Here is a 21,120-nt window from a genome sequence, read left to right as displayed (position 1 = left end):
CCCTGTGCACCGAGCAAAGCAGCGAGCTGTTACACCCCCGTTTCGATCCCAGGGCGGGTGCGTTTCGGCTCCGGCGACCTGACCGGCGCGCCCGAACCGCGGGGCGTCGGGCGGCGCACGCTAGAGTGAACCTAACCGGTTCAGCTTCGCACCGGTCGCCATCGATGGAGAGGTAGCAGCACCGTCATGACCACCGACGACTTCCGCGAGAGCGGCCTGCGGTTCCCGGAGGGCTTCACCTTCGGCTCGGCCACCGCGGCCTACCAGATCGAGGGCGCCGTCGCCGAAGACGGCCGCGGCCCGAGCATCTGGGACGCCTTCAGCCACACCCCCGGCAAGGTGCTGAACGGCGACACCGGCGACGTCGCCGACGACTTCTACCACCGTGTCGACGAAGACCTCGACCTGATCAAGAGCCTCGGCCTCGGGGCGTACCGGCTCTCGATCGCGTGGCCGCGGATCATCCCCGCCGGCACGGGCGAGGTGAACGAGGCGGGCCTGAAGTTCTACGAGCGGGTGATCGACGGCCTGATCGCCCGCGACATCGAGCCGGTCGTGACCCTCTACCACTGGGACCTGCCGCAGCCGCTCCAGGACCGCGGCGGATGGACCGTCCGCGAGACCGGCTACGCCTTCGCCGAGTACGCGCGGGTGGTCGGCGAGCGCCTCGGCGACCGGGTCGGCGTGTGGACCACCCTCAACGAGCCGTGGTGCGCGGCCTACCTCGGCTACGCGTCGGGAGAGCATGCCCCCGGCATCCGTGACGAAGAGGCGGCCCTCAAGGCGGTGCACCACCTCAACCTCGCCCACGGACTGGCGGTCAGCGCCCTGCGGGAGGTCGTGACCAAGCCGGACGCGAAGTACTCGGTGACCAACAACCTGGCCTCCGTGTACGCCGCGGACCCCCAGAACCCCGAGGACGTCGACGCCAAGCGGCAGATCGAGGCGCTGCGCAACCGCGCCTTCACCGACCCGCAGCTGCGCGGCTTCTACCCGCAGGACCTGATCGAGGACACCAGGCACATCACCGACTGGTCCTTCGTGCGCGACGGCGACCTCGAGCTGATCCACCAGCCCATCGACCTCGTCGGCATCAACTACTACAACACCGACACGGTGCGCCGCGGCGCCGAGCACTCCACCGAGGGCACGCCGTTCCCCGGTGCCACCCGGGTCGAGTGGGTGGACCAGCCCGGCCCGTTCACCGAGATGGGCTGGAACATCGCACCCCAGGGGCTGTACGACCTGCTCGTGGCCACCCACGAGGCCTACCCCGAGTACGACCTCGTGATCACCGAGAACGGCGCCGCGTTCGCCGACGAGGTCGTGGTGGAGGGCGGCGAGAAGCGCGTGCACGACCCGCTGCGCATCGACTTCCTGCAGCGCCACTTCGTCGCCGCGCACCGCGCCATCCGGGCCGGGGTGCCGCTCACCGGCTACTTCGTCTGGTCGCTGATGGACAACTTCGAGTGGGCCTTCGGCTACAGCAAGCGCTTCGGCCTCGTCTACGTCGACTACGAGACGCAGGAGCGCATCGCGAAGGACAGCGCCCGCTGGTATGCCAAGCTGGCCGGGTCGGGGATCATCCCCGAGTGAGGCGAATCGACGCGGAGTAGCGGGTGGCGAAACCGACCGGACGGGGCAACAACCTCGACAGCGTGCGCCGGCACAACCTCTCCACCGTGCTCACCATCGCCCACCACGTCGGCCCCGTCTCGCGCTCCGACGTGACGCGCGAGACCGGCCTCAACCGCTCCACCATCGGCGCGCTCGTCGCCGAACTGGTCGAGCTCGGGCTCGTCTCCGAGTCCGGCCCCAACGCGAACTTCCGCGTCGGCCGCCCGAGCCCGGTGATCTCGCCGAACCCGCGCGTGGCCGCGCTCGCGGTCAACCCCGAGATCGACGCCGTCACCGTGGGACTGGTCGGGCTCGACGGCCGGGTGCAGCAGCACCGCCGCGTCGAACTCGACCACGTGCCGAGCCCCGAGGAGGCCGTCGCGGCCGCGGCCGACGCGATCGAGGGGCTGCGGGAGACCGCATCCGTCGACCGCATCGTCGGAATCGGCGTGGCCGTGCCCGGCCTCGTCCGCGGCTCCGACGGCCTCGTGCGCCGCGCCCCCCACCTCGGCTGGGTCGACGTGCCGCTGGCCGACATGCTGACGGATGCCACGGGCCTGCCCACCCGCACCGCCAACGACGCGCAGCTGGGCGCCTACGCCGAGCACGTCTTCGGCGCCGGCGTCGGGGTCGACGACCTGATCTACGTCAACGGCGGCTCCAGCGGCATCGGCGGCGGCGTCATTGCGGGCGGCGCCGCGTTCACCGGCGCGGCCGGCCACGCCGGCGAGCTCGGCCACGTGCGCGTCTCGCCCGGCGGCGCCACCGACTCCGGCGGCCTCGCCGGCACATTGGAGGCCGAGGTCAGCCGCGCTCGGCTGCTCGCCCTGCTCGGCATCGACTCGATCGATGCCGACGGGCTCACGGCGGCGGTGCTCGGCTCCACCGATCCCGAGCTGCGGGCCGAGGTGCGCCGCCAGCTCGGGCTGCTCGGCACTGCGCTCGGCACCGCGCTCACACTGCTGAACCCCAGGCTCGTGGTGCTCGGCGGCTTCCTCGCGACCCTGTATCAAGCGGATGCCCCGCTGCTGGACCGCGCCGTCGCCGCCGGCACCCTCCCCGAGACCCTCGAAGGGGTGCAGATCACCCGCACGCGCCTCGGCAGCGACATCCTGCTGATCGGCGCCGCGGAGCTCGCCTTCGAGCCGGTGCTGACCGACCCGGCATCCGTTCTCGCCTGACGCCCTCGCGCCCATTCGTCACTTTTGCATTCGTCGCTTTTGCATTCGTCGCTTTTCGACGCGTTTCTCGATCCGGCGAGCACTTCGTGACGAGTCGTCGGGGCCGCCCCGCCCCAATCGTCGGCAATGCACCTATTGCCGATAGCAATGAGCACTTCGTGACGAACCGCCCGGCGGCACCGGTAGCATAGAAGCACGCCGTCGAATCGATTCGAAGGAGAATGCGTCGGGGCGCTACGCACAACGCTCACTCACGCACGCTTCGAGGACCTTTCGTTGACCACCGCCACCGCACCCCTCACGCCCACCGGTTCCATCAAGATCGTCCACCCGGGCGACTCGCTCACCGGGCGCCAGCGGCTCTCGTACATCCTGATCCTCGGCGCGCTGACCGCGCTCGGGCCGTTCACGATGGACATGTACCTGCCGTCGCTGCCGACGCTGCAGACCGACTTCGACACGACGACGGCGATCGTGCAGCTGACCCTCACCGCGACGACGGTGGGCTTCGGCGTCGGCCAGCTGCTCGTCGGCCCGTGGAGCGACCGGGTCGGCCGCCGCCTGCCGCTCCTCCTCGCCACCGCCTTGCACATCGCCGCGTGCCTGGGTGCGGCGCTCGCGCCGAACGTCGAGGTGCTCGGCGCCTTCCGCTTCCTGCAGGGCTTCGGCGCCGCGGCCGGCGGCGTCGTCGCGCAGGCCATGGTGCGCGACCTGTTCGGCGGCCGGCCGCTGGTCAAGATGCTCTCGAACCTGGCGCTCGTCAACGGCCTCGCCCCTGTCCTCGCGCCGGTGCTCGGCTCGCAGTTCCTGCTGATCATGCCGTGGCGCGGAATCTTCTGGGTGCTCGCCGCCTACGGCGCCTTCGTCGTCCTGTGCGTGTGGCTCTGGATCGTCGAGACCCTGCCCGTCGAGCGCCGCCACGACTCCGGCCACTCCACCACGAGCCAGCGCTACAAGGCCGTGCTCTCCGACCGGGTCTACGTCGGCATCGTGCTCGTCGGCGCGATGAACTTCTCCGGTTTGTTCTGCTACCTGTCCTCCAGCACCTTCCTGTTCCAGGACGTCTACGGATTCTCCGCCCAGCAGTACGGCCTGCTCTTCGCCGTCAACTCGATCGGCATCATCATCGGCGTGCAGACCGCCGGCCGGATCACCCGCTGGGTCGGCCCGCAGTGGATCCTCGCGTTCTCGACGGCGGCGATGCTGCTCGCATCCGCCGCCATCTACGTCGACAGTGCGCTCGGCCTCGGCGAGTGGGGCGTGATGGTGCCGCTGTGGTTCTTCATCTGCGCCTGCGGCTTCGGGTTCCCCTGCGTCGGAGTGCTCGCGATGAACTCGCACCCGCACGAGGCCGGCACGGCCGCCTCGCTGCTCGGCGCCGGCCAGTTCGTGCTCGCCGGGCTCATCTCGCCGATCGTCGGCCTGCTCGGCGTCTCGTCCGGCGCACCGATGGGCGAGGTGATGATCTGCACCTCCGTCGTCTCGGTCGTCGCGTTCTGGTTCGTGGTGCGCCCCAAGACCGTCCCCGAGCTCGCGCATTAGCCTCGCTCACTGAGGAGCGCCCGCACGGCGCGTCTCGAAGGGTGGTCCCTGAGGAGCGCCCGCAGGGCGCGTCTCGAAGGGTGGTCCCTGCGGATCCCTCGTCGGCCGGCCCGCCGCCGGGCCGGTAGGCTGGCGGAAGGAGGATCCATGACCGTCATCAAGCTCGTCATCGCCGGAATCTTCTTCGTCGGCGGCTTCGTGCTGTTCGCCATCGCCCCCGAGGTGCAGGGCGTCGAGTCGCTGCTGTTCTTCTGCGGCATCCTGGCGATCGCGCTCTCGTTCGCGCTGCCGATCCACGTCTTCAGCAAGAGCTGACGATGCGCGGGCGGCGGCCGGCGCTCGCCGCCGTCGCGTGTGCCGTGGCCGTCGCGGTGAGCGGATGCACGCAGCATCCGTCGCTCGCCACCGCCAGTGAGTCGCAGGCGTCGCTCGACCGCATGATCGTCGTGGCCGACGCCGCCATGACGGCGTCGGGCTTCGGCTCGTGGAGCTATGGCTCGGGCGTCGCGTTCAGCGGGGGAGCGCAGGAGTCGTTCGCCGACACCGCGGACTGCTCGGCCACGCAGCTCGGCGCGCCGGTGCAGACGGTGGGGCAGCGGCCCACGCTCACGCTGCACGTGGCGGGGAACTCGGGGCTCTCCGCCGACGCGGGTCGCAGGGTCGAGTCGCGCATCGGCGCCGCGTGGCGCAAGCTCGGCCTCGAGGTCGCGCCGGAGCGGCCGGGGCGCGGGCAGATTCCGCTGGTCGGCTCCGACAAGCAGGTGGACGCGGTGTGGACGAGCGCGACGGCGACCCTCACGCTCTCCGGCCTGTGCGCGAAGCAGGCGCCGGCGGGGTAGGGGCTCGGTGCAGGCGGGCGGCCGGGCCACCGCGGCGCGCCCGGGGTAGCGCGGGCGCCCGGTGCACGCGGCAGAATCGAGGGCATGAGACGCGTGCACGCGGTGGTGACCGGGCAGGTTCAGGGGGTCGGGTTCCGCATGGCGGCGCGCGACCGGGCCCGCGAACTCGGAGTCACGGGCTGGGTCCGCAACCGCCCCGACGGCGCCGTCGAGGCCGAGGTGCAGGGCGACGAGATCGCCGTCGAACGGATGCTCGCCTGGCTCGACCGCGGGCCGGCCGGCGCCGCCGTCGCCTCGGTCGACACCACCGAGGTGCCGACCCACGACCTCGACCACGGCCGCTTCGACATCCGCCCCTGACGGCGTGCGCCTGCTTCGCGTGTCCCCCGAACTCGGCCGAGAGCCGGATCGCCCGGCCCACGTACCGTGGCAGGAATCTCAACGAGGAAGGTCAGGGGTGGACGGCATGAATTACGTGGTGCTTCAAGTGATTCTCAAGGAGAAGCTGTGGGGCACGGGATCCGGCAATTTGACGGAGCTCGAGAAGGCGATCAACGCGCAGGCGGATCGCGGCTACCGACTGCACACCATCTCGACGGTGGCGTCGGGCAGCAAGGGCTTCGGCGGTGGCGACCGGATCCAGGCGACGATGGTCTTCGAGAAGCTGCCGTAGCGATTCGCGGTAGGTGTTGCGATCGGGCATACGGATGCTGCAGCAGTTGTGCCCGATCGCACCGTCTGTGCCCGGGCGACACGTGGACACCGACCGCCGATCGTATTGGAGCCGCGCCGGTCTTCGAGCGCCTCCTGTGCGCGGCCGAATCGTCGATGCCCGGCACCGACTCCTGGTACGTCAGTTGTTGGCGTCTGCGTAAGCCCGAACGGCGTCTTGGTAACCGGGGCAGTAGGAATCGTCGGCGGTGGCCGAAGCAAGCAGCAGCAGCATCAACACCTCCGTCTCGTTCGACTGCGAAGCCGTGCCGATGAGTGAATCGATTGAGACTCCGTCGTTGAGCTTGACGCATAGCAACTTCGCCGCGGACTGGTAGCTGGTCATTTGAGTGAGGTCGACGTAGTTCGTGGCATCGATGCCGTCGACCGCCGTGGTGAGCGCTGCGTCAAACGCAGCATCTTTCGAAGCGCTGCTCGCGCTGTCGTCGGACGTCGTCGCGCCCGCATCCGTCTCGGTGTCGGTGTCTGTGTCGGCGTCGGATGTCGCCGTTTGGGTTGGGCTCGCCTGGCGTGTCTGCTCCGCCGTCGCTGTTGCGCTGTGTTTCGCGGCGGACGCCTCGTTGACGTTTACGGTGCAGCCCGTCAGAGCGAGGGATGCCAGCAGAACTGCGGCGAGGGTGGGAAGCGGCTTGCTCATGTGCGTGTTTTCTCCAGGCTGTGCGTGGTCCGTTGGCGAAATCGGCACGCCTTGTCCACGCGAGGGCCGTTGCCGAGCGCGGCGCGTTCGCGCGCATCGACCAAGCCGGCGACGATGTGGACGTCCGGGTCGACGAGTGCTGCCAGTGCGGTGGCGAGCGCGGGGGTGCCGGGTGCTCTGTCGAGCCCCAACTAACGTTTGTAGCGCCGTGCAACATTGCGGTTGTAGCCCCAGTACGAGGCGTGCGCGGTGCGGGGGAGACGCGAAGCGATCGCGAGGCGCAAGGTGGGAACTGTGCCCTGCCCAAGCAGCCACTGTCTGAAGTAGCGCCGCTGTCGGGGCCGCGCTTCTCGCGGCCGCACGGGTCGATGTAGCGCGCAGGCGGTCAAAGAAGTATTCGGCGGAGGATGGGGGATTCGAACCCCCGAGGGCTTTCACCCAACACGCTTTCCAAGCGTGCGCCATAGGCCACTAGGCGAATCCTCCGTGCACCCGCCGCGGCGGGCAACCCGACGATTCTACCGGACGATTCGAATGCTCCCGCCCGCCCCCGGTCGCGGTCTCCCTTCGCGCTGCGCGCGAGTCGACCCGCGGAGACGTTGCGCTACTCATTCGGACACGCGCGACTGCTGTGGCGGTAGCGGGTGTCGGTGCGAGTAGCGCAATCGCCCCAAGCGTGCAGCCCGCCGCACGTCCCGTACAATGGTCTTCGGCTCCTCGCGTGGCGCCATCCAGGCCAACTCCCCCAGGGCGGAAACGCAGCAAGGGTAACCGGGCTCTGGCGGGTGCGCGAGGGGTCTTTTCTTTGCGCCGGCCGCTGCGCGACCGCAGCGCTGACCGCGCCCAGGAACCCCGGCACGAGGCATCCGTTATCACATTCGAGCCCGGGTCGGGCGGGCCAGAAATCACTAGCGCCCGCCTCTCGCGCCTCCCTAGGCTGGCGATGGTGCCGCCGGTCGACGGTGCCTTCCTCAAGGGGAGGACGTCAATGTCTGAATCAGCCTGGAAGCTTCGCGAGCCGGCTCCCGTCTCGGATGAGACGATCCGCCTGATCGACACGTGGTGGCGGGCGGCGAACTACCTGAGCGTCGGCCAGATCTACCTGCTGGACAACCCCCTGCTGCGCCGCCCCCTCTCGATCGACGACATCAAGCCCCGGCTGCTCGGCCACTGGGGCACCACGCCCGGTCTGAACTTCCTCTACGCGCACCTGAACCGCGCCATCCAGGAGCGCGATCTGAACACCATCTACGTCACCGGCCCCGGCCACGGCGGCCCGGGCCTGGTGGCGAGCGCCTACCTCGACGGCACCTACTCCGAGGTGTACTCCGACATCGACCAGTCGGAGGCGGGCCTCAAGAAGCTCTTCAAGCAGTTCTCCTTCCCCGGCGGCATCCCGAGCCACGTGGCGCCCGAGACCCCCGGCTCCATCCACGAGGGCGGCGAGCTCGGCTACTCGCTCAGCCACGCCTACGGCGCCGCCTTCGACAACCCCGACCTGCTCGTCGCCGCGATCGTCGGCGACGGCGAGGCCGAGACGGGGCCGCTGGCGACCAGCTGGCACTCGAACAAGTTCGTCGACCCGCTGCAAGACGGGGTGGTGCTGCCGATCCTGCACCTGAACGGCTACAAGATCGCCAACCCGACCGTGCTCGACCGCATCCCGCAGGAGGAGCTGTTCGACCTGATGCGCGGCTACGGGCACCACCCGTACCTCGTCGAGGGCGGCTTCGACGGCGAAGACCCGATCGCGGTGCACAAGCGGTTCGCCGAGGTGCTCGACCAGGTGCTGAACGAGATCGCCGAGATCAAACAGCAGGCGGCGGATGGCACGCTCGAGGGCCGCCCGAAGTGGCCGATGATCATCTTCCGCACCCCCAAGGGCTGGACCTGCCCGCCCGAGATCGACGGCCTGCCGGTGGAGAACACCTGGCGCGCGCACCAGGTGCCGCTCGCCAACGCGCGTGACACGGCCGAGCACACCGCGCTGCTCGAGGCGTGGCTGCGCTCGTACAAGCCGGAGGAACTGTTCGACGAGGCCGGCAAGCCGGTGGCGGATGCCACGGCGATCGCCCCCTCCGGCACGCGCCGCATGTCCGCGAATCCGATCACCAACGGCGGCCTGCTGCGCAAGGATCTCAAACTGCGCGACTGGCGCGAGTTCGGCGTCGACGTGCCGAGCCCGGGCGCGACGAACAGCGAGGCAACGCGCGTGCTCGGCGAGTGGCTGGCCACGGTGATCGAGGACAACCCGCACAACTTCCGCATCTTCGGCCCCGACGAGACCGCCTCGAACCGGCTCGCGCCGCCGGTCTACTCGGTCACCGACAAGCAGTTCGCGGGCGAGATCCGCCCCATCGACGAGCACCTGGCCCGGGTGGGGCGGGTGATGGAGGTGCTCTCCGAGCACCAGTGCGAGGGGTGGCTCGAGGGCTACCTGCTCACCGGCCGGCACGGGCTGTTCACGAGCTACGAGGCGTTCATCCACATCATCGACTCGATGTTCAACCAGCACGCCAAGTGGCTGAAGGTCACCCGGCACATCCCGTGGCGCCGGCCGATCGCGAGCCTCAACTACCTGCTCTCCAGCCACGTCTGGCGGCAGGACCACAACGGCTTCAGCCACCAGGATCCGGGCTTCATCGACCACGTCGTGAACAAGTCGGCCGACGTGGTGCGCGTGTACCTGCCGTTCGACGCGAACACGCTGCTGTCGACCTACGACCACTGCCTGAGGTCGGTGAACTACGTCAACGTGGTGGTCGCCGGAAAGCAGCCGCAGCCCAACCTGCTCACCGTCGAGGAGACCGTGGCGCACATGACGCGCGGCCTCGGCATCTTCGAGTGGGCCGGCACCGAGGTGCCCGGCGAGGAGCCCGACGTGGTGCTCGCCGCGGCCGGCGACATCCCGACCCTCGAGGTGCTCGCGGCCAGCGAGCTGCTGCAGCAGCGCATCCCCGAGCTGAAGATCCGCGTGATCAACGTGGTCGACCTGATGAAGCTGCAGCCCGAGCACGAGCACCCGCACGGGCTCTCCGACGCCGACTTCGACGCGCTGTTCACCACCGACAAACCGGTCATCTTCGCCTACCACGGCTACCCGTGGCTGATCCACCGGCTCACCTACCGTCGGCGCGGCCACGTCAACCTGCACGTGCGCGGATACAAGGAGAACGGCACCACCACGACCCCGTTCGACATGGTGATGCTCAACGACCTCGACCGCTACCACCTGGTGATCGACGTGATCGATCGGGTGCCGGGCCTCGCGGGCCGCTACGGCGCGCTGCGGCAGGAGATGATCGACACGCGCCTCAAGGCCCGGCTGTACACGCGCGAGCACGGCGAGGACATCCCGGAGGTCGCGACCTGGTCGTGGAAGGGCAGCACGAAGGCGGCGACCAACGACACCGGCGGCGACAACGAGTAGGCCGCACCGCCGGATGAAGCAGGTCTACATCACCTCGGCGGAGGGCCACACGGGCAAGTCCACCGTCGCGCTCGGAGTGCTGCGCGCCCTGACCCGGCAGGTCGCGCGGGTCGGGGTGTTCCGCCCCATCGCCCGCTCGACCGCGGAGCGCGACTACGTGCTAGAGTGGCTGCTCGCCAATCAGACGGCCGAGCTCGGCTACGACGAGGCGGTCGGGGTCTCCTATGACGAGGTGCACGCCGACCCCGAGTCGGCGCTCTCCCGCATCGTCGCGCGCTACAAAGCGGTCGAGGCGCGCTGCGACGCGGTCGTGATCGTGGGCAGCGACTACACGGATGTCGGGGCGCCGACCGAGCTCAGCTACAACGCCCGCATCGCCGCCAATCTCGGTGCCCCGGTGCTGCTCGTCGTCGGCGGCCGCGCCGCCGAGGGCGACCTGCTCGGCACGTCGTCGGCGCGCACGCCCGCGCAGGTGCGGCAGCTGGCCGAGGTGGCGATGGGGGAGCTCAAGCAGGAGCACGCCGCGCTGCTCGGGCTCGTCGTGAACCGGGCCGACCCCGAGCAGCTGACGCAGATCCGAGCCGCCGTGCAGGCATCCGTCGGCTCGTCGCCGGACGCGGCCGGCCTGCCCGCGCGGCCCGTGTGGGTGCTGCCAGAGGACCCGCTGCTGGTCGCCCCGACGGTGCAGGCCGTGCTCGCCTCGGTGGGCGGCCGGCTCATCTCGGGCGACCCGCAGCTGCTCGAGCGCGAGGTGCTCGGCGTCGTGGTCGCGGGCATGTCGATGGAGAACGTGCTCACCCGGCTCATCGAGGGCGCCGTGGTCGTCGTCCCCGGCGATCGCAGCGAGGTGCTGCTCGCGGTGCTATCGGCCTACCAGGCGGGCACCTTCCCTTCCGTGAGCGCGATCGTGATGAACGGCGGCTTCGCGCTCAGCGAGGCGATGCGCCGGCTGCTGGCCGGCATCGGATCGCCGCTGCCGATCATCGAGGCGCCGTGGGGCACCTACGACACGACCGTGCGGGTGAACCAGTCGCGCACGCGGCTCGGCGCCGACTCGCCGCGCAAGCAGCAGCGCGCGATCGACCTGTTCGACCGCAGCGTGAACCACATCGAGCTGCTCGACGCCCTCGAGGTCGAGGCCTCGCCGGTGGTCACCCCGCTGATGTTCGAGTACCGGCTGATCGAGCGGGCTCGGGCGCAGCGCCGGCACATCGTGCTGCCCGAGGGCGGCGACGACCGCATCCTGCACGCCGCGTCGCGGGTGATCGAGCGGGACATCGCGCAGCTGACCATCCTCGGCGACGAGCACGCGGTGCGCGGGCGTGCCTCGGCGCTCGGCCTCGACCTCGACGCCGCGGCGGTGATCGACCCGGTGAGCTCCGAGCTGCGGCAGCGCTTCGGCGAGGAGTACACGCGGCTGCGCGCGAGCAAGGGTATGACGCTCGAGCGCGCCCTCGACACGGTGACGGATGTCTCGTACTTCGGCACCATGATGGTGCAGCTCGGCCTCGCCGACGGCATGGTCTCGGGTGCCGCGCACACGACCGCGCACACGATCCGGCCGGCGTTCGAGATCATCAAGACGAAGCCAGGCGTGTCGGTCGTCTCCTCCGTGTTCCTGATGGCGCTTGCCGACCGGGTGCTCGTCTACGGCGACTGCGCGGTGATCCCCGACCCGACCGCCGAGCAGCTCGCCGACATCGCCGTCTCCTCGGCCGCGACCGCCGAGCAGTTCGGCATCGAACCGCGCGTGGCGATGCTGTCGTACTCGACCGGCGAGTCGGGCTCGGGGGCCGACGTCGAGAAGGTGCGGGCGGCGACCGAGCTGGTGCGCGAGCGCGCGCCGGAACTGCTCGTGGAGGGGCCGCTGCAGTACGACGCCGCCGCCGACGCGGTCGTGGCGGCGGCGAAGATGCCCGGCTCGAAGGTCGCCGGCCGCGCGACCGTGTTCATCTTCCCCGACCTCAACACCGGCAACAACACCTATAAAGCAGTGCAGCGCTCGGCGGGCGCCGTGGCGATCGGACCGGTGCTGCAGGGGCTGCGCAAGCCGGTGAACGACCTCTCCCGCGGGGCGCTCGTCGACGACATCGTGAACACCATCGCGATCACCGCGATCCAGGCGCAGGCGGTCGGCGCCGATGGCTGAGGAGCGCGCAGCGCGTCTCGAAGCCGGCGCACCCCCGGTGGCTGAGGAGCGCGCAGCGCGTCTCGAAGCCGTGACGCCCCCGATAGCTGAGGAGCGCGCAGCGCGTCTCGAAGCCGCGACGGAACGGAGCATCCGATGCCCATGATCCTCGTCGTCAACAGCGGTTCGTCCTCGCTGAAGTACCAGCTGATCGACACCGACAGCGAGCAGACGCAGGCGAGCGGCCTCATCGAGCGCATCGGCCTGCCCGACGGCCACGCGAAGCACACGGCGGGCGGCGAGACCTTCGAGCGCGACGTCGACGTCGCCGACCACGAGGCGGCTTCGGCGGTGATGCGCGACGCATTCGGCGAGCACGGGCCGTCGCTGGACGCGCTCGCCGCGGTCGGCCACCGCGTGGTGCACGGCGGGGCGCGGTTCTTCGAGCCGACGCTGATCGACCACCTGGTGAAGATCAACATCTCCGACCTGTCCGAGCTCGCGCCGCTGCACAACCCCGGGGCGGTGCAGGGCATCGAGGCGACTGAGAAGGCGTTCCCCGGGCTGCCGCAGGTGGCCGTCTTCGACACCGCGTTCCACCAGACCATGCCGCCGGAGGCATATACCTACGCGATCGACACCGAGGTGGCGCAGCGCTACCGGGTGCGGCGCTACGGCTTCCACGGCACCTCGCACAAGTACGTCTCCGAGCAGGCGGCGGCGTTCCTCGACCGGCCGCTTGCGGAGCTGAAGCAGATCGTGCTGCACCTCGGCAACGGGGCGAGCGCCTGCGCGATCGACGGCGGCAAGTCCGTCGAGACGAGCATGGGCATGACGCCGCTCGCGGGGCTCGTGATGGGCACGCGCTCCGGCGACGTGGATCCGTCGGTGCTGCTGCACCTCGCCCGGCGCGGCCACCTCGACTTCCGCGAGCTCGACGACCTGCTGAACAGGAGGAGCGGCCTGCTCGGGCTGTCGGGCCACGCGGATTCGCGCGACATGCAGCAGGCCGCGGCGGAGGGGGACGAGCGCGCCGAGTTGGCGCAGCGCGTCTACGCCCACCGCATCCGGTTCTACATCGGCGCCTATCTGGCGGTGCTGGGCGGCCTCGACGTGCTCTCCTTCACAGCGGGAGTGGGGGAGAACAGCGCCGAGCTGCGTGCCCTCTCGGTCGCCGGACTGGAGCGGCTGGGCATCGAGCTCGACCCGGCCCGCAACGCGGTGCGCTCGCACGAGACGCGGGTGATTTCGACGGATGCCTCGCCCGTCACCGTGCTCGTCGTGCCGACGAACGAGGAGCTGGAGATCGCCCGGCAGACCCTCTCCGTGATCTCCGGTCTCTGAGCGGGCGCGCGCTGAGTCCCGTCTGCGGCCGTTTCCACACCCCGCCGCGCGCCGATTCCACACCCCTGCGCGGGCGGGCCGGGATGTCGCACCCCGCCGTTAGCATTGACGAGTGGTAACCGCCCTCTATCGCCGCTACCGGCCTGAGACCTTCGCCGAGATGATCGGCCAGTCTCAGGTGACCGAGCCGCTGATGACGGCGCTGCGCACCGACAGGGTGAACCACGCCTACCTCTTCTCCGGTCCGCGCGGCTGCGGCAAGACCACGAGCGCCCGCATCCTGGCGCGCTGCCTCAACTGCGCCGAGGGCCCCACCGACACCCCGTGCGGCAAGTGCCCCAGCTGCATCGAGCTGGGCCGCGGGGGTCAGGGCTCGCTCGACGTCGTCGAGATCGACGCGGCGAGCCACAACGGCGTCGACGACGCCCGCGACATCCGCGAGCGGGCGATTTTCGCGCCCGCGCGCGACCGCTACAAGATCTTCATCCTCGACGAGGCGCACATGGTGACGCCGCAGGGCTTCAACGCCCTGCTCAAGATCGTCGAAGAGCCGCCCGAGCACGTCATGTTCATCTTCGCGACGACCGAGCCCGAGAAGGTCATCGGCACGATCCGCTCGCGCACCCACCACTACCCGTTCCGGCTGGTGCCGCCGGCGCTGATGCTCGACTACGTGCAGAAGCTGACCGAGGAGGAGGGCATGCGCGTCGCCCCCGGCGTGCTGCCCCTCGTGGTGCGCGCCGGCGGCGGGTCGCCGCGCGACACGCTGTCGCTCCTCGACCAGCTCATCGCCGGCTCCGAGGGTGACGAGATCAGCTATGAGCGGGCCGTCGCCCTGCTCGGGTACACGCACTCGGCGCTTCTCGACGACGTGGTCGAGGCGCTCGCCGCCCGCGACGCATCGAGCGCGTTCGAGCAGGTCGACCGGGTCATCCAGACCGGGCAAGACCCCCGCCGCTTCGTCGAAGACCTGCTCGAGCGCCTGCGCGACCTCATCATCATCGCGGCGGCCGGTCCCGAGCGGGCGGCCACCGTGCTGCGCGGCACCCCCGCCGACGAGCTCGAGCGGATGGGCCTCGAGGCGCGCTCCTTCGGCGCGGCCGAGCTCTCCCGCATCGCAGACATCGTCAATGACGCTCTCACCGAGATGTCCGGCGCGACGTCGCCGCGCCTGCACCTCGAGCTGATGATCGCCCGCGCCCTCGTGCCGTCCGCCGACGAGGCGGGTTCGCTGGCGCGCGTCGAGCGGCTCGAGCGCCGCGTCGGCGTGACGGATGCCTCACCCGCCGCCGCCTCACCGCGGTCGGCCGCTCCCGCCCCGCTGGCTGAGGAGGCGCGCAGCGGCGTCTCGAAGCCAGCCGTCCCTCGCACCCCGTCGGCTGAGGAGGCGCCCAGCGCCGTCTCGAAGCCCGCCGTGCCAGCCACCCCGTCGGCTGAGGAGGCGCGTAGCGCTCGCACCCCGTCGGCTGAGGAGGCGCGCAGCGCCGTCTCGAAGCCCCCGGCCACCGCCGGCTGGGCGACCCCGGGGGTCACCGGATACGACGACGAGCCGGCGCCCGGCGCATCCGTGCCCGCGCAGCAGGGTTCGAAGCCGGCGCAACCGGCCGCGCCCGCCTCGCCGCAGCCGGTCGGTCCGCTCACGGTGCAGCAGATCAAGGATTCGTGGCCGCAGATCCTCGACACGGTGAAGTCGGTGAAGATGACGGCCTGGATGGTCGTGGTCACGGCGACGGTGCGCAAGTTCGAGAACGACGTGTTGACGCTGACCTTCCCGAGCGAGAACGACATCGCGAGCTTCCGGCCGCAGCCGGGTGCGACGCAGAACGTGAGCGATGTGCTGCGCGAGGCGATCCAGAAGGTGCTGGGCGTGCGGGTGAAGTTCGTGGCGAAGACCGCGGCCGACTTCGCGCAGAGCCTCAAGGGCGAGGGTTTCGGGGTGACGCCGCCGGCGCGGCCGGCCGCGGCCGAAGCGCCTCAGGCCATGCCCGCGGCGCCGACGGCGCCCCGGTCTCCGGCCGATGACGAGCGGCCTACGGTCGGGTCGGGAAGTGGGGCGCGCCCGAATGCGAGCGGTCCGACGCCCGCTTCGCAGGCTCCCGTCCGCGAGGGGCAGGGTGAGTCGCATCCGTCGTCGGCGAGCGTGGCCGCGGTTCCGGCGCCGAAGAGCGGTGCACCGTCGACCCCGGTGACGAGCTGGGCGGTCGCGGCGATCCCGGGCAGCGGGGGAGCGGCCGCGGCGGCGAAGCCCGAGGTCGAACCCGAGCCGGCCCCGCGACCGAAGCTGCAGGCGGTCCCCCGGCTCGTCGAGGCCGAGGCCGCTCCGGCCCGCGTCGAGGGCGAGGCGGCACCCGTCGCCGCGGCCGCCACCGATGACGACGGCTGGTCGACCGTCGCGCCCGCCGATGACGAGTACGTGCCGGGCGATGACGACGCGCCGTCCTTCGAGGACGACCCCGACGCGGTTCCCGCGGCCCCCGCCGGACGGATTGCGCCGCCCGCCGCACCCCCCGCCCCCGCTGGTCGAGTAGCGCCGCAGCAGCCGACCCCCGCTGGTCGAGTAGCGCCGCAGGCGCGTATCGAGACCGGGACACCCGCGAAGAGCCCCGCCCCCGAGGCATCCGTCGACAATCGGCCCGCCCCGCGCAGGGGCCCGACGTTCTCGAGCGAGCAGCCCAAGCGCTACGGGGAGGCCGTGGTGCGCGAGATCCTGAACGCGCGCTTCATCGAGGAGCAGCAGCTGCCTGAGAGCGGGGGCCGCTGATGTACGAGGGCATCGTCCAGGACCTGATCGACGAGCTGGGTCGGCTGCCGGGCATCGGTCCGAAGTCGGCGCAGCGCATCGCGTTCCACATCCTGCAGACCGAGTCGTTCGACGTCACGAAGCTCGCCGAGACGCTGCTGGCGGTGCGCGACAAGGTGAAATTCTGCGAGATCTGCGGCAACGTCAGCGAGCAGGACCGCTGCTCGATCTGCCGCGACCCGCGCCGCAACCAGAGCCTGATCTGCGTCGTCGAAGAAGCGAAGGACGTCGTGGCGATCGAGCGCACCCGCGAGTTCCGCGGCCTGTACCACGTGCTCGGCGGGGCGATCAGCCCGATCGACGGCATCGGGCCTGACGACCTGCGCATCCGCCAGCTCATGCAGCGGCTCGCCGACGGCACCGTCGAGGAGGTCATCATCGCCACCGATCCGAACCTCGAGGGCGAGGCGACCGCGACGTACTTGAGCCGCCTGCTGAAGACCCTCGAGATCAAGGTCAGCCGGCTGGCCTCGGGGCTGCCGGTCGGCGGCGACCTGGAGTACGCCGACGAGGTCACCCTCGGCCGCGCCTTCGAGGGCCGCCGCGTCGTCGTCGGCTGACGCGGCAGCCGGCCGCTGGTCTCCATTCGCGCATTGCGCGAGTCGACCGGCGGGCCGCCTCCGCTGGTCGACTCAGCCGCGCAGCGGCCCACGCCCTCCGCTGGTCGACTCAGCCGCACAGTGGCTGAATGGAGGCCTGCGTGATCACGAGGGGCACTCTTAATCACAAGGGGCACCCCGAAAGCCCGATCCGGCGTTCCGCCGGGCACGAATCCGCTCCAGCGATGCGCGCGCAGCGCTCCATTCACGCTGCTCGTGAGCCGACCAACCGAGCCTCTAGAAGCCGGTTTCTCCCCCAATATGGGGGTGAAAAACTGCCGGCTCATTGACGCTTCATAGGCCGTCGATAACGCTTCCCCTGAGGGGTGCGGGGGACCCGTCGAGGCTCAGAGCCTCAGCCCCGGCCAAGGGGGAGGACGAATGTCCGAGATGGTAGAGGGCGCGATTCAGCGCAAGACTCGGCGGCGGCGCACGTTCGCCATCGTCGGTGCACTGGCAGCGCTCGGAGTCGGGCTGACGGCGTCGCTCGCGGCGTGGACCGACAACGAGTGGGTGTTCGGCCAGGCGCAGAACGGCGATGGCCTCGGACCGATCAGCACCTCGACGTTCGAGGTGCAGCAGAACACCGGCACAGACGGCGCGTGGACTGACAGGGAGTCGGAGGACGACCCCGGCAGCATCACCTTCACCGCCGACACCGGCGCGCTCGCGCCGGGCTCCACCGCGTACGCATCCGTCGCGCTGCAGACCACTTCGGACTCCATCGCCGGCGACGTGACCCTGGGTGCCGCGGAGGAGCACGACACCTCGAGCGACCCCGACGGCCTCCTGTTCAACGCGCTGCAGTTGCAGGTCGTGACGAGCTCCGCCGAGTTCACCTGCAACAAGGCCGCCCTCACGTCAACGACGACGACCTCGATCGTCAGCGGTGCGCTCGCCGGCCCGGGCGCGACGGCCTCGCAGCACCTCGAGGCCGCGAGCGGCTCGACCCAGTACTACTGCTTCGCCATCACGCTGCCGGCCGACTTCACCCCGGCGACGGGGTACACCGAGCAGGACTACATGGGCCTTGGCGTCGAGCCCGAGTGGGAGTTCACGTCCGTCAGCTCCGCGTCCTAGGGGCGGCGCCGTGACGACTCGGCCCGCCACCGCGGCGGTCGCGGTGCTGCGCGAAGTCGCGGTCACCACGATCGGCGTGCTCGGCGCGGCGACCGTGCTCTGGCTGGTGGCGTCGTGGATCTTCGCGCTGCACCTCACGGTGCTGGTCACCGGTTCGATGGCCCCGACCATGCCCACCGGCACCCTCGCGGTGACCCACGTCGTGCCGGCGCAGCAGTTGCGCGTCGGCGACGTCGTGACCGTGCCCCGCGCGCACGACGGCGCACCGGTCACGCACCGCATCGTCGAGATCGAGGCAGGTGCGACGGCCGACGAACGGATGCTGCGCCTGAAGGGCGACGACAACGCATCCCGTGACACCCAGACGTATGTCGTGCACGAGACTCCGCGCGTCGTGGCGTCGGTGCCCGGGGTCGGAGCGGTGCTGCTGTGGGCGCGCACTCCGGTCGTGAGCGTGACGGGCGTCGTGCTGCTGGCGCTGATCGTCGCGTGGGGGTTGTGGCCGACCGCACCGCGCCGTGGTCGCGCGCCGGCGCGGGTCCTCGCTCGTGGCTAGCGGAGGAGCCGTGCTCCGGCGAGCGGTGCTGGCGACGGCGGCTCTGACCGTCGTGGGCGCCGCTGTGCTCGCCGCCGCCCCCGCGGCGTCGGCTCACGTGCCGGCTGCCGCGCTCACGGCGGCGTCTTCGGATGATCCGCGCCGCCTCGTGGTGTCGGCAGACCCCGATCCGGCGGACTTCACTCTGACGGCGGGCGAGCCGAGCTACTGGCGGGTGACCGCCCGGCTCGAGGGCGTCGACGAAGCGCGGCTGAGCCTGCAGCTGCGCACGGAGGGAGCGCTGGCGCAGCATCCGCTCGGCCTCACCATGACGGTGCGGGAATGCGACGCGAGCTGGACGGGCGAGGCGACCCCGCAGTGCGCCACGGGTGCGCGCCAGGTCGGCACCGGCACCCCGGCGACAGCGGGGCAGACGATCACCTCGTCATTCGAGTTCCGGCCACTGACGCCGGCGCGGTCCGAGAACCTGCTGGTCACGCTCGCCTTGCCTGCGGCGGCGGATGCGTTGCCGGCGGGCCTCACGGCACGTTTCGGAGTCGGGCTGACGGCCACCGCCGACGACGAGCCGCTCGAGGTCGCCTTCGGCGACGGCTCGGGCGGTGCGCCGCAGGAGAACGGCGCGGCGAGGTCGGATGCTCTCGCATCCACCGGCCGCGACCTGCCGCGCCTCGCCCTGTTCGTGGCTCTGACGGCGGTGCTGCTCGGCGCCGGGTTCGTGGCGCGCGCCCGCCGTGCGCCCGCCGGCAGCGCACTGCCCGACGGCGGCGCGCTGCCCGCCCGCCGCGTCGACGAGGCCCGACGATGAAAATCCGCCGCCGCGTCGTCACCGCCGTCGCCGCCGCCGCAGCGGTGGCGGCGCCGCTGCTGATCGTCCCGTCCCAGGCGTCCTGGACCGACGGCGAGTGGGTGAGCGGCTCCGGCGTTTCGACGTCGTCGTTCGACTGCGGCACCGACACCGGGTACACCTCGACGGCGTCGGGCCGGTTCGTCTCCGGCTCGCTGCTCGGCGGCGACCTCGACCAGGCCGCCGAGGTCTCCGGCGTCACCCTCGACCTCGACTCGTCGGGAACGGCGACGGTCGACCCCGCCACGGCGCAGCAGCTCGTCGACGACCCGCCGACGTACGCGAATCCGCTGAACGTCACCGCGCTCGACGGGGTCGTCGCGGTCGATCTCAGCGGCCTCAACACGGGCCTCGAGGCCGGGAAGGCCGGCGCGCTCAACCAGTGGGTGCAGGCGTCGACCACGGGAACGGCGGCCGGGGCCTCCGGGCTGGTCGACAACTCCGGCGGCATCGGAGTGACCCCGACCACGGGCTCCGCCGAGCCGCCCGACGTCGCGACGATCGGCCTCGGCACGCTGCTTCCCGTCGTCGCCGACACCGTGGCGAACGTCGAGCTCGAGATCGGCGCGGTCGCGGCGAGCTCGATCGTCGACGGATGCGACGTGCTGGAGTCCGCTCTGTGGGGCGACGGTTCGGCCACGGCGCAGCGCGACTACGGCATCGCGAGCCTGGGTCTCGGAGTCGATGCGCCGCCGCTCGCGACATTGGTGCCCACCGTCGACTCGGCCGTGGACGGCCTGAACGCCACCGTGAACGGGCTGGTCGGCTCGAACGGAGCGATCGCCACGGCGTTGAACGGCCTGACCACGAGCGTTTTGGGCTCGTTGTTGTCCACCCTGGGCGTGAAGGTGAGTTCCACCACCGTGTCGATCTCGAACCTCGACTTGGCAGGCGCCGTGGATCCGCTGCTGACGGAGCCGCTGAGCGACGGCGTCGTCACCATCGACCTCTCCACCGGGCACATCTACGCCGACCTGGCGGCGCTCATGGACCACCCGGACGGGCTGAACGATCTGGATCCCAACACGGAGCTCGCGCTCGACGCAGACGTGGTCAATGCGCTCGTCGGGCGCGTCGAGTCGCTGCTCAACACCTGGACCACCAGCGTGACCGATGCGCTCACGACGGCGATCAAGAACGCGACCCTCGTGGCGCACGTCAGCGTGGCGCTCACCTCCGTGCTCGGCAACGTGGGCAGCGTCGAGATCGGGCTGAACGCATCCGTCGGCGACATCATCGCCGGCACTGTGCCGACCAGCGCGGTGACGGCGACGTTCTCCCTCCCCCTCGGGATCAGCCTCGACGCGGGCACCCTGGTGAGCGGGCTGATCAGCGGGTTGAGCACGACCGTCGCCCCACTGCTGCAGGGGCTCCTCGATCAGGTGGACACACTCGGCACCACGCTGTCGGGTATCACCGCGCCCGTGGTCTCGACCCTCGCCACGGTGCTCGCGCCGCTGAGCGAGGATCACCTGCTCACTCTGATGGTGAACGTGCAGCCCGACCAGCCCGGCGCGCCCGCGAGATCGACGTTCGTCGCCGCCACCGACGACGCGACGGCCGAGTACGAGGTGTCGGCCTTGCGCATCGGCGTCGTCGATCAGGCCCAGACCCTGACGCTGACGCTGGCCACCGCCTCGGCGGGCCCCGTCACGATGCCGCCCGCCACCTGACCCCCGGGTCTCCATTCACGCTCCGCGTGAGTCGACCGGCGGGGTGCCACCCCTCCGCTGGTCGACTCAGCCGCGCAGCGGCCCACCCCTCCGCTGGTCGACTCAGCCGCGCAGCGGC

At 70.9% G+C, this 21,120-nt stretch carries 18 protein-coding genes, 1 tRNA gene and 1 other RNA gene; 17 read left to right on the top strand and 3 right to left on the bottom strand.

What is annotated here, in order from left to right; all coding sequences use genetic code 11:
• Positions 1-186 precede the first annotated feature (186 nt).
• The 7 genes from H563_RS0111485 (at position 187) to H563_RS0111455 (ending at position 5,852) form a co-directional block, all read left to right on the top strand.
• A complete protein-coding gene (locus H563_RS0111485) occupies positions 187-1,596 on the top strand; it encodes a GH1 family beta-glucosidase (protein WP_022882751.1) in 1,410 nt (469 codons plus the stop codon).
• A gap of 23 nt (positions 1,597-1,619) precedes the next feature.
• Positions 1,620-2,798, top strand: a complete 1,179-nt coding sequence (locus tag H563_RS0111480) for an ROK family transcriptional regulator (RefSeq protein WP_022882750.1) — start codon at positions 1,620-1,622, stop codon at positions 2,796-2,798.
• A gap of 276 nt (positions 2,799-3,074) precedes the next feature.
• Positions 3,075-4,340, top strand: a complete 1,266-nt coding sequence (locus H563_RS0111475; protein ID WP_022882749.1) for a multidrug effflux MFS transporter — start codon at positions 3,075-3,077, stop codon at positions 4,338-4,340.
• Positions 4,341-4,487: 147 nt separating this feature from the next.
• Positions 4,488-4,655: a hypothetical protein gene (locus H563_RS17985; RefSeq protein ID WP_022882748.1), complete on the top strand. Its 168-nt coding sequence runs from the start codon at positions 4,488-4,490 to the stop codon at positions 4,653-4,655.
• Between the two features lie 2 nt (positions 4,656-4,657).
• Positions 4,658-5,179, top strand: coding sequence for a hypothetical protein (locus H563_RS0111465; RefSeq protein WP_022882747.1), 522 nt, complete (start codon positions 4,658-4,660; stop codon positions 5,177-5,179).
• Between the two features lie 84 nt (positions 5,180-5,263).
• Positions 5,264-5,539, top strand: coding sequence for an acylphosphatase (locus tag H563_RS0111460; RefSeq protein WP_022882746.1), 276 nt, complete (start codon positions 5,264-5,266; stop codon positions 5,537-5,539).
• A gap of 106 nt (positions 5,540-5,645) precedes the next feature.
• Positions 5,646-5,852, top strand: a complete 207-nt coding sequence (locus tag H563_RS0111455) for a DUF4177 domain-containing protein (RefSeq protein WP_027479374.1) — start codon at positions 5,646-5,648, stop codon at positions 5,850-5,852.
• 180 nt (positions 5,853-6,032) lie between these two features.
• Here the strand turns inward: H563_RS0111455 and H563_RS16360 are convergent, their stop codons facing one another.
• The 3 genes from H563_RS16360 to H563_RS0111445 form a co-directional block, all read right to left on the bottom strand.
• Complete coding sequence (locus tag H563_RS16360; protein WP_022882744.1) at positions 6,033-6,548, bottom strand: hypothetical protein; 516 nt, start codon at positions 6,546-6,548, stop codon at positions 6,033-6,035.
• Positions 6,545-6,739 carry a hypothetical protein gene (locus H563_RS17980; protein ID WP_155865205.1) on the bottom strand — a complete coding sequence of 65 codons (195 nt, stop codon included), beginning with the start codon at positions 6,737-6,739 and terminating at the stop codon, positions 6,545-6,547. Before H563_RS17980 ends, H563_RS16360 begins: the two co-directional genes overlap by 4 nt.
• A 210-nt stretch (positions 6,740-6,949) precedes the next feature.
• Positions 6,950-7,034: transfer RNA gene (locus H563_RS0111445), tRNA-Ser, on the bottom strand.
• A gap of 222 nt (positions 7,035-7,256) precedes the next feature.
• Here H563_RS0111445 and ffs point away from each other — a divergent pair.
• The 10 genes from ffs (at position 7,257) to H563_RS0111395 (ending at position 21,002) form a co-directional block, all read left to right on the top strand.
• Positions 7,257-7,353, top strand: an RNA gene (gene ffs, locus H563_RS17720) — signal recognition particle sRNA small type.
• Positions 7,354-7,536: 183 nt separating this feature from the next.
• Positions 7,537-9,978: a phosphoketolase family protein gene (locus H563_RS0111440; RefSeq protein ID WP_022882743.1), complete on the top strand. Its 2,442-nt coding sequence runs from the start codon at positions 7,537-7,539 to the stop codon at positions 9,976-9,978.
• 13 nt (positions 9,979-9,991) lie between these two features.
• Positions 9,992-12,127, top strand: a complete 2,136-nt coding sequence (pta, locus tag H563_RS0111435) for a phosphate acetyltransferase (RefSeq protein ID WP_022882742.1) — start codon at positions 9,992-9,994, stop codon at positions 12,125-12,127.
• Between the two features lie 135 nt (positions 12,128-12,262).
• On the top strand, positions 12,263-13,450 hold the full coding sequence (locus H563_RS0111425; protein WP_022882741.1) for an acetate/propionate family kinase: 1,188 nt from the start codon (positions 12,263-12,265) through the stop codon (positions 13,448-13,450).
• 112 nt (positions 13,451-13,562) lie between these two features.
• Positions 13,563-16,211, top strand: coding sequence for a DNA polymerase III subunit gamma and tau (locus H563_RS0111420; RefSeq protein ID WP_022882740.1), 2,649 nt, complete (start codon positions 13,563-13,565; stop codon positions 16,209-16,211).
• A complete protein-coding gene (recR, locus tag H563_RS0111415; RefSeq protein WP_022882739.1) occupies positions 16,211-16,810 on the top strand; it encodes a recombination mediator RecR in 600 nt (199 codons plus the stop codon). The genes H563_RS0111420 and recR overlap by 1 nt, the downstream gene beginning before the upstream one ends.
• A gap of 420 nt (positions 16,811-17,230) precedes the next feature.
• Positions 17,231-17,929, top strand: a complete 699-nt coding sequence (locus H563_RS0111410) for a SipW-dependent-type signal peptide-containing protein (protein ID WP_027479373.1) — start codon at positions 17,231-17,233, stop codon at positions 17,927-17,929.
• A 10-nt stretch (positions 17,930-17,939) separates the two neighbouring features.
• A complete protein-coding gene (locus H563_RS16355) occupies positions 17,940-18,485 on the top strand; it encodes a signal peptidase I (RefSeq protein ID WP_022882737.1) in 546 nt (181 codons plus the stop codon).
• Between the two features lie 10 nt (positions 18,486-18,495).
• Positions 18,496-19,290, top strand: coding sequence for a hypothetical protein (locus H563_RS18110; RefSeq protein ID WP_162138948.1), 795 nt, complete (start codon positions 18,496-18,498; stop codon positions 19,288-19,290).
• Positions 19,287-21,002 carry a choice-of-anchor G family protein gene (locus H563_RS0111395; RefSeq protein WP_022882735.1) on the top strand — a complete coding sequence of 572 codons (1,716 nt, stop codon included), beginning with the start codon at positions 19,287-19,289 and terminating at the stop codon, positions 21,000-21,002. The genes H563_RS18110 and H563_RS0111395 overlap by 4 nt, the downstream gene beginning before the upstream one ends.
• The last annotated feature ends 118 nt before the right edge of the window (positions 21,003-21,120 follow it).

This window comes from Gryllotalpicola ginsengisoli DSM 22003 (assembly GCF_000419445.1).
Lineage (GTDB): Bacteria > Actinomycetota > Actinomycetes > Actinomycetales > Microbacteriaceae > Gryllotalpicola > Gryllotalpicola ginsengisoli.
Note: the sequence above shows the minus strand (reverse complement) of the source record. Positions and strands in the feature narration are given on the sequence as shown.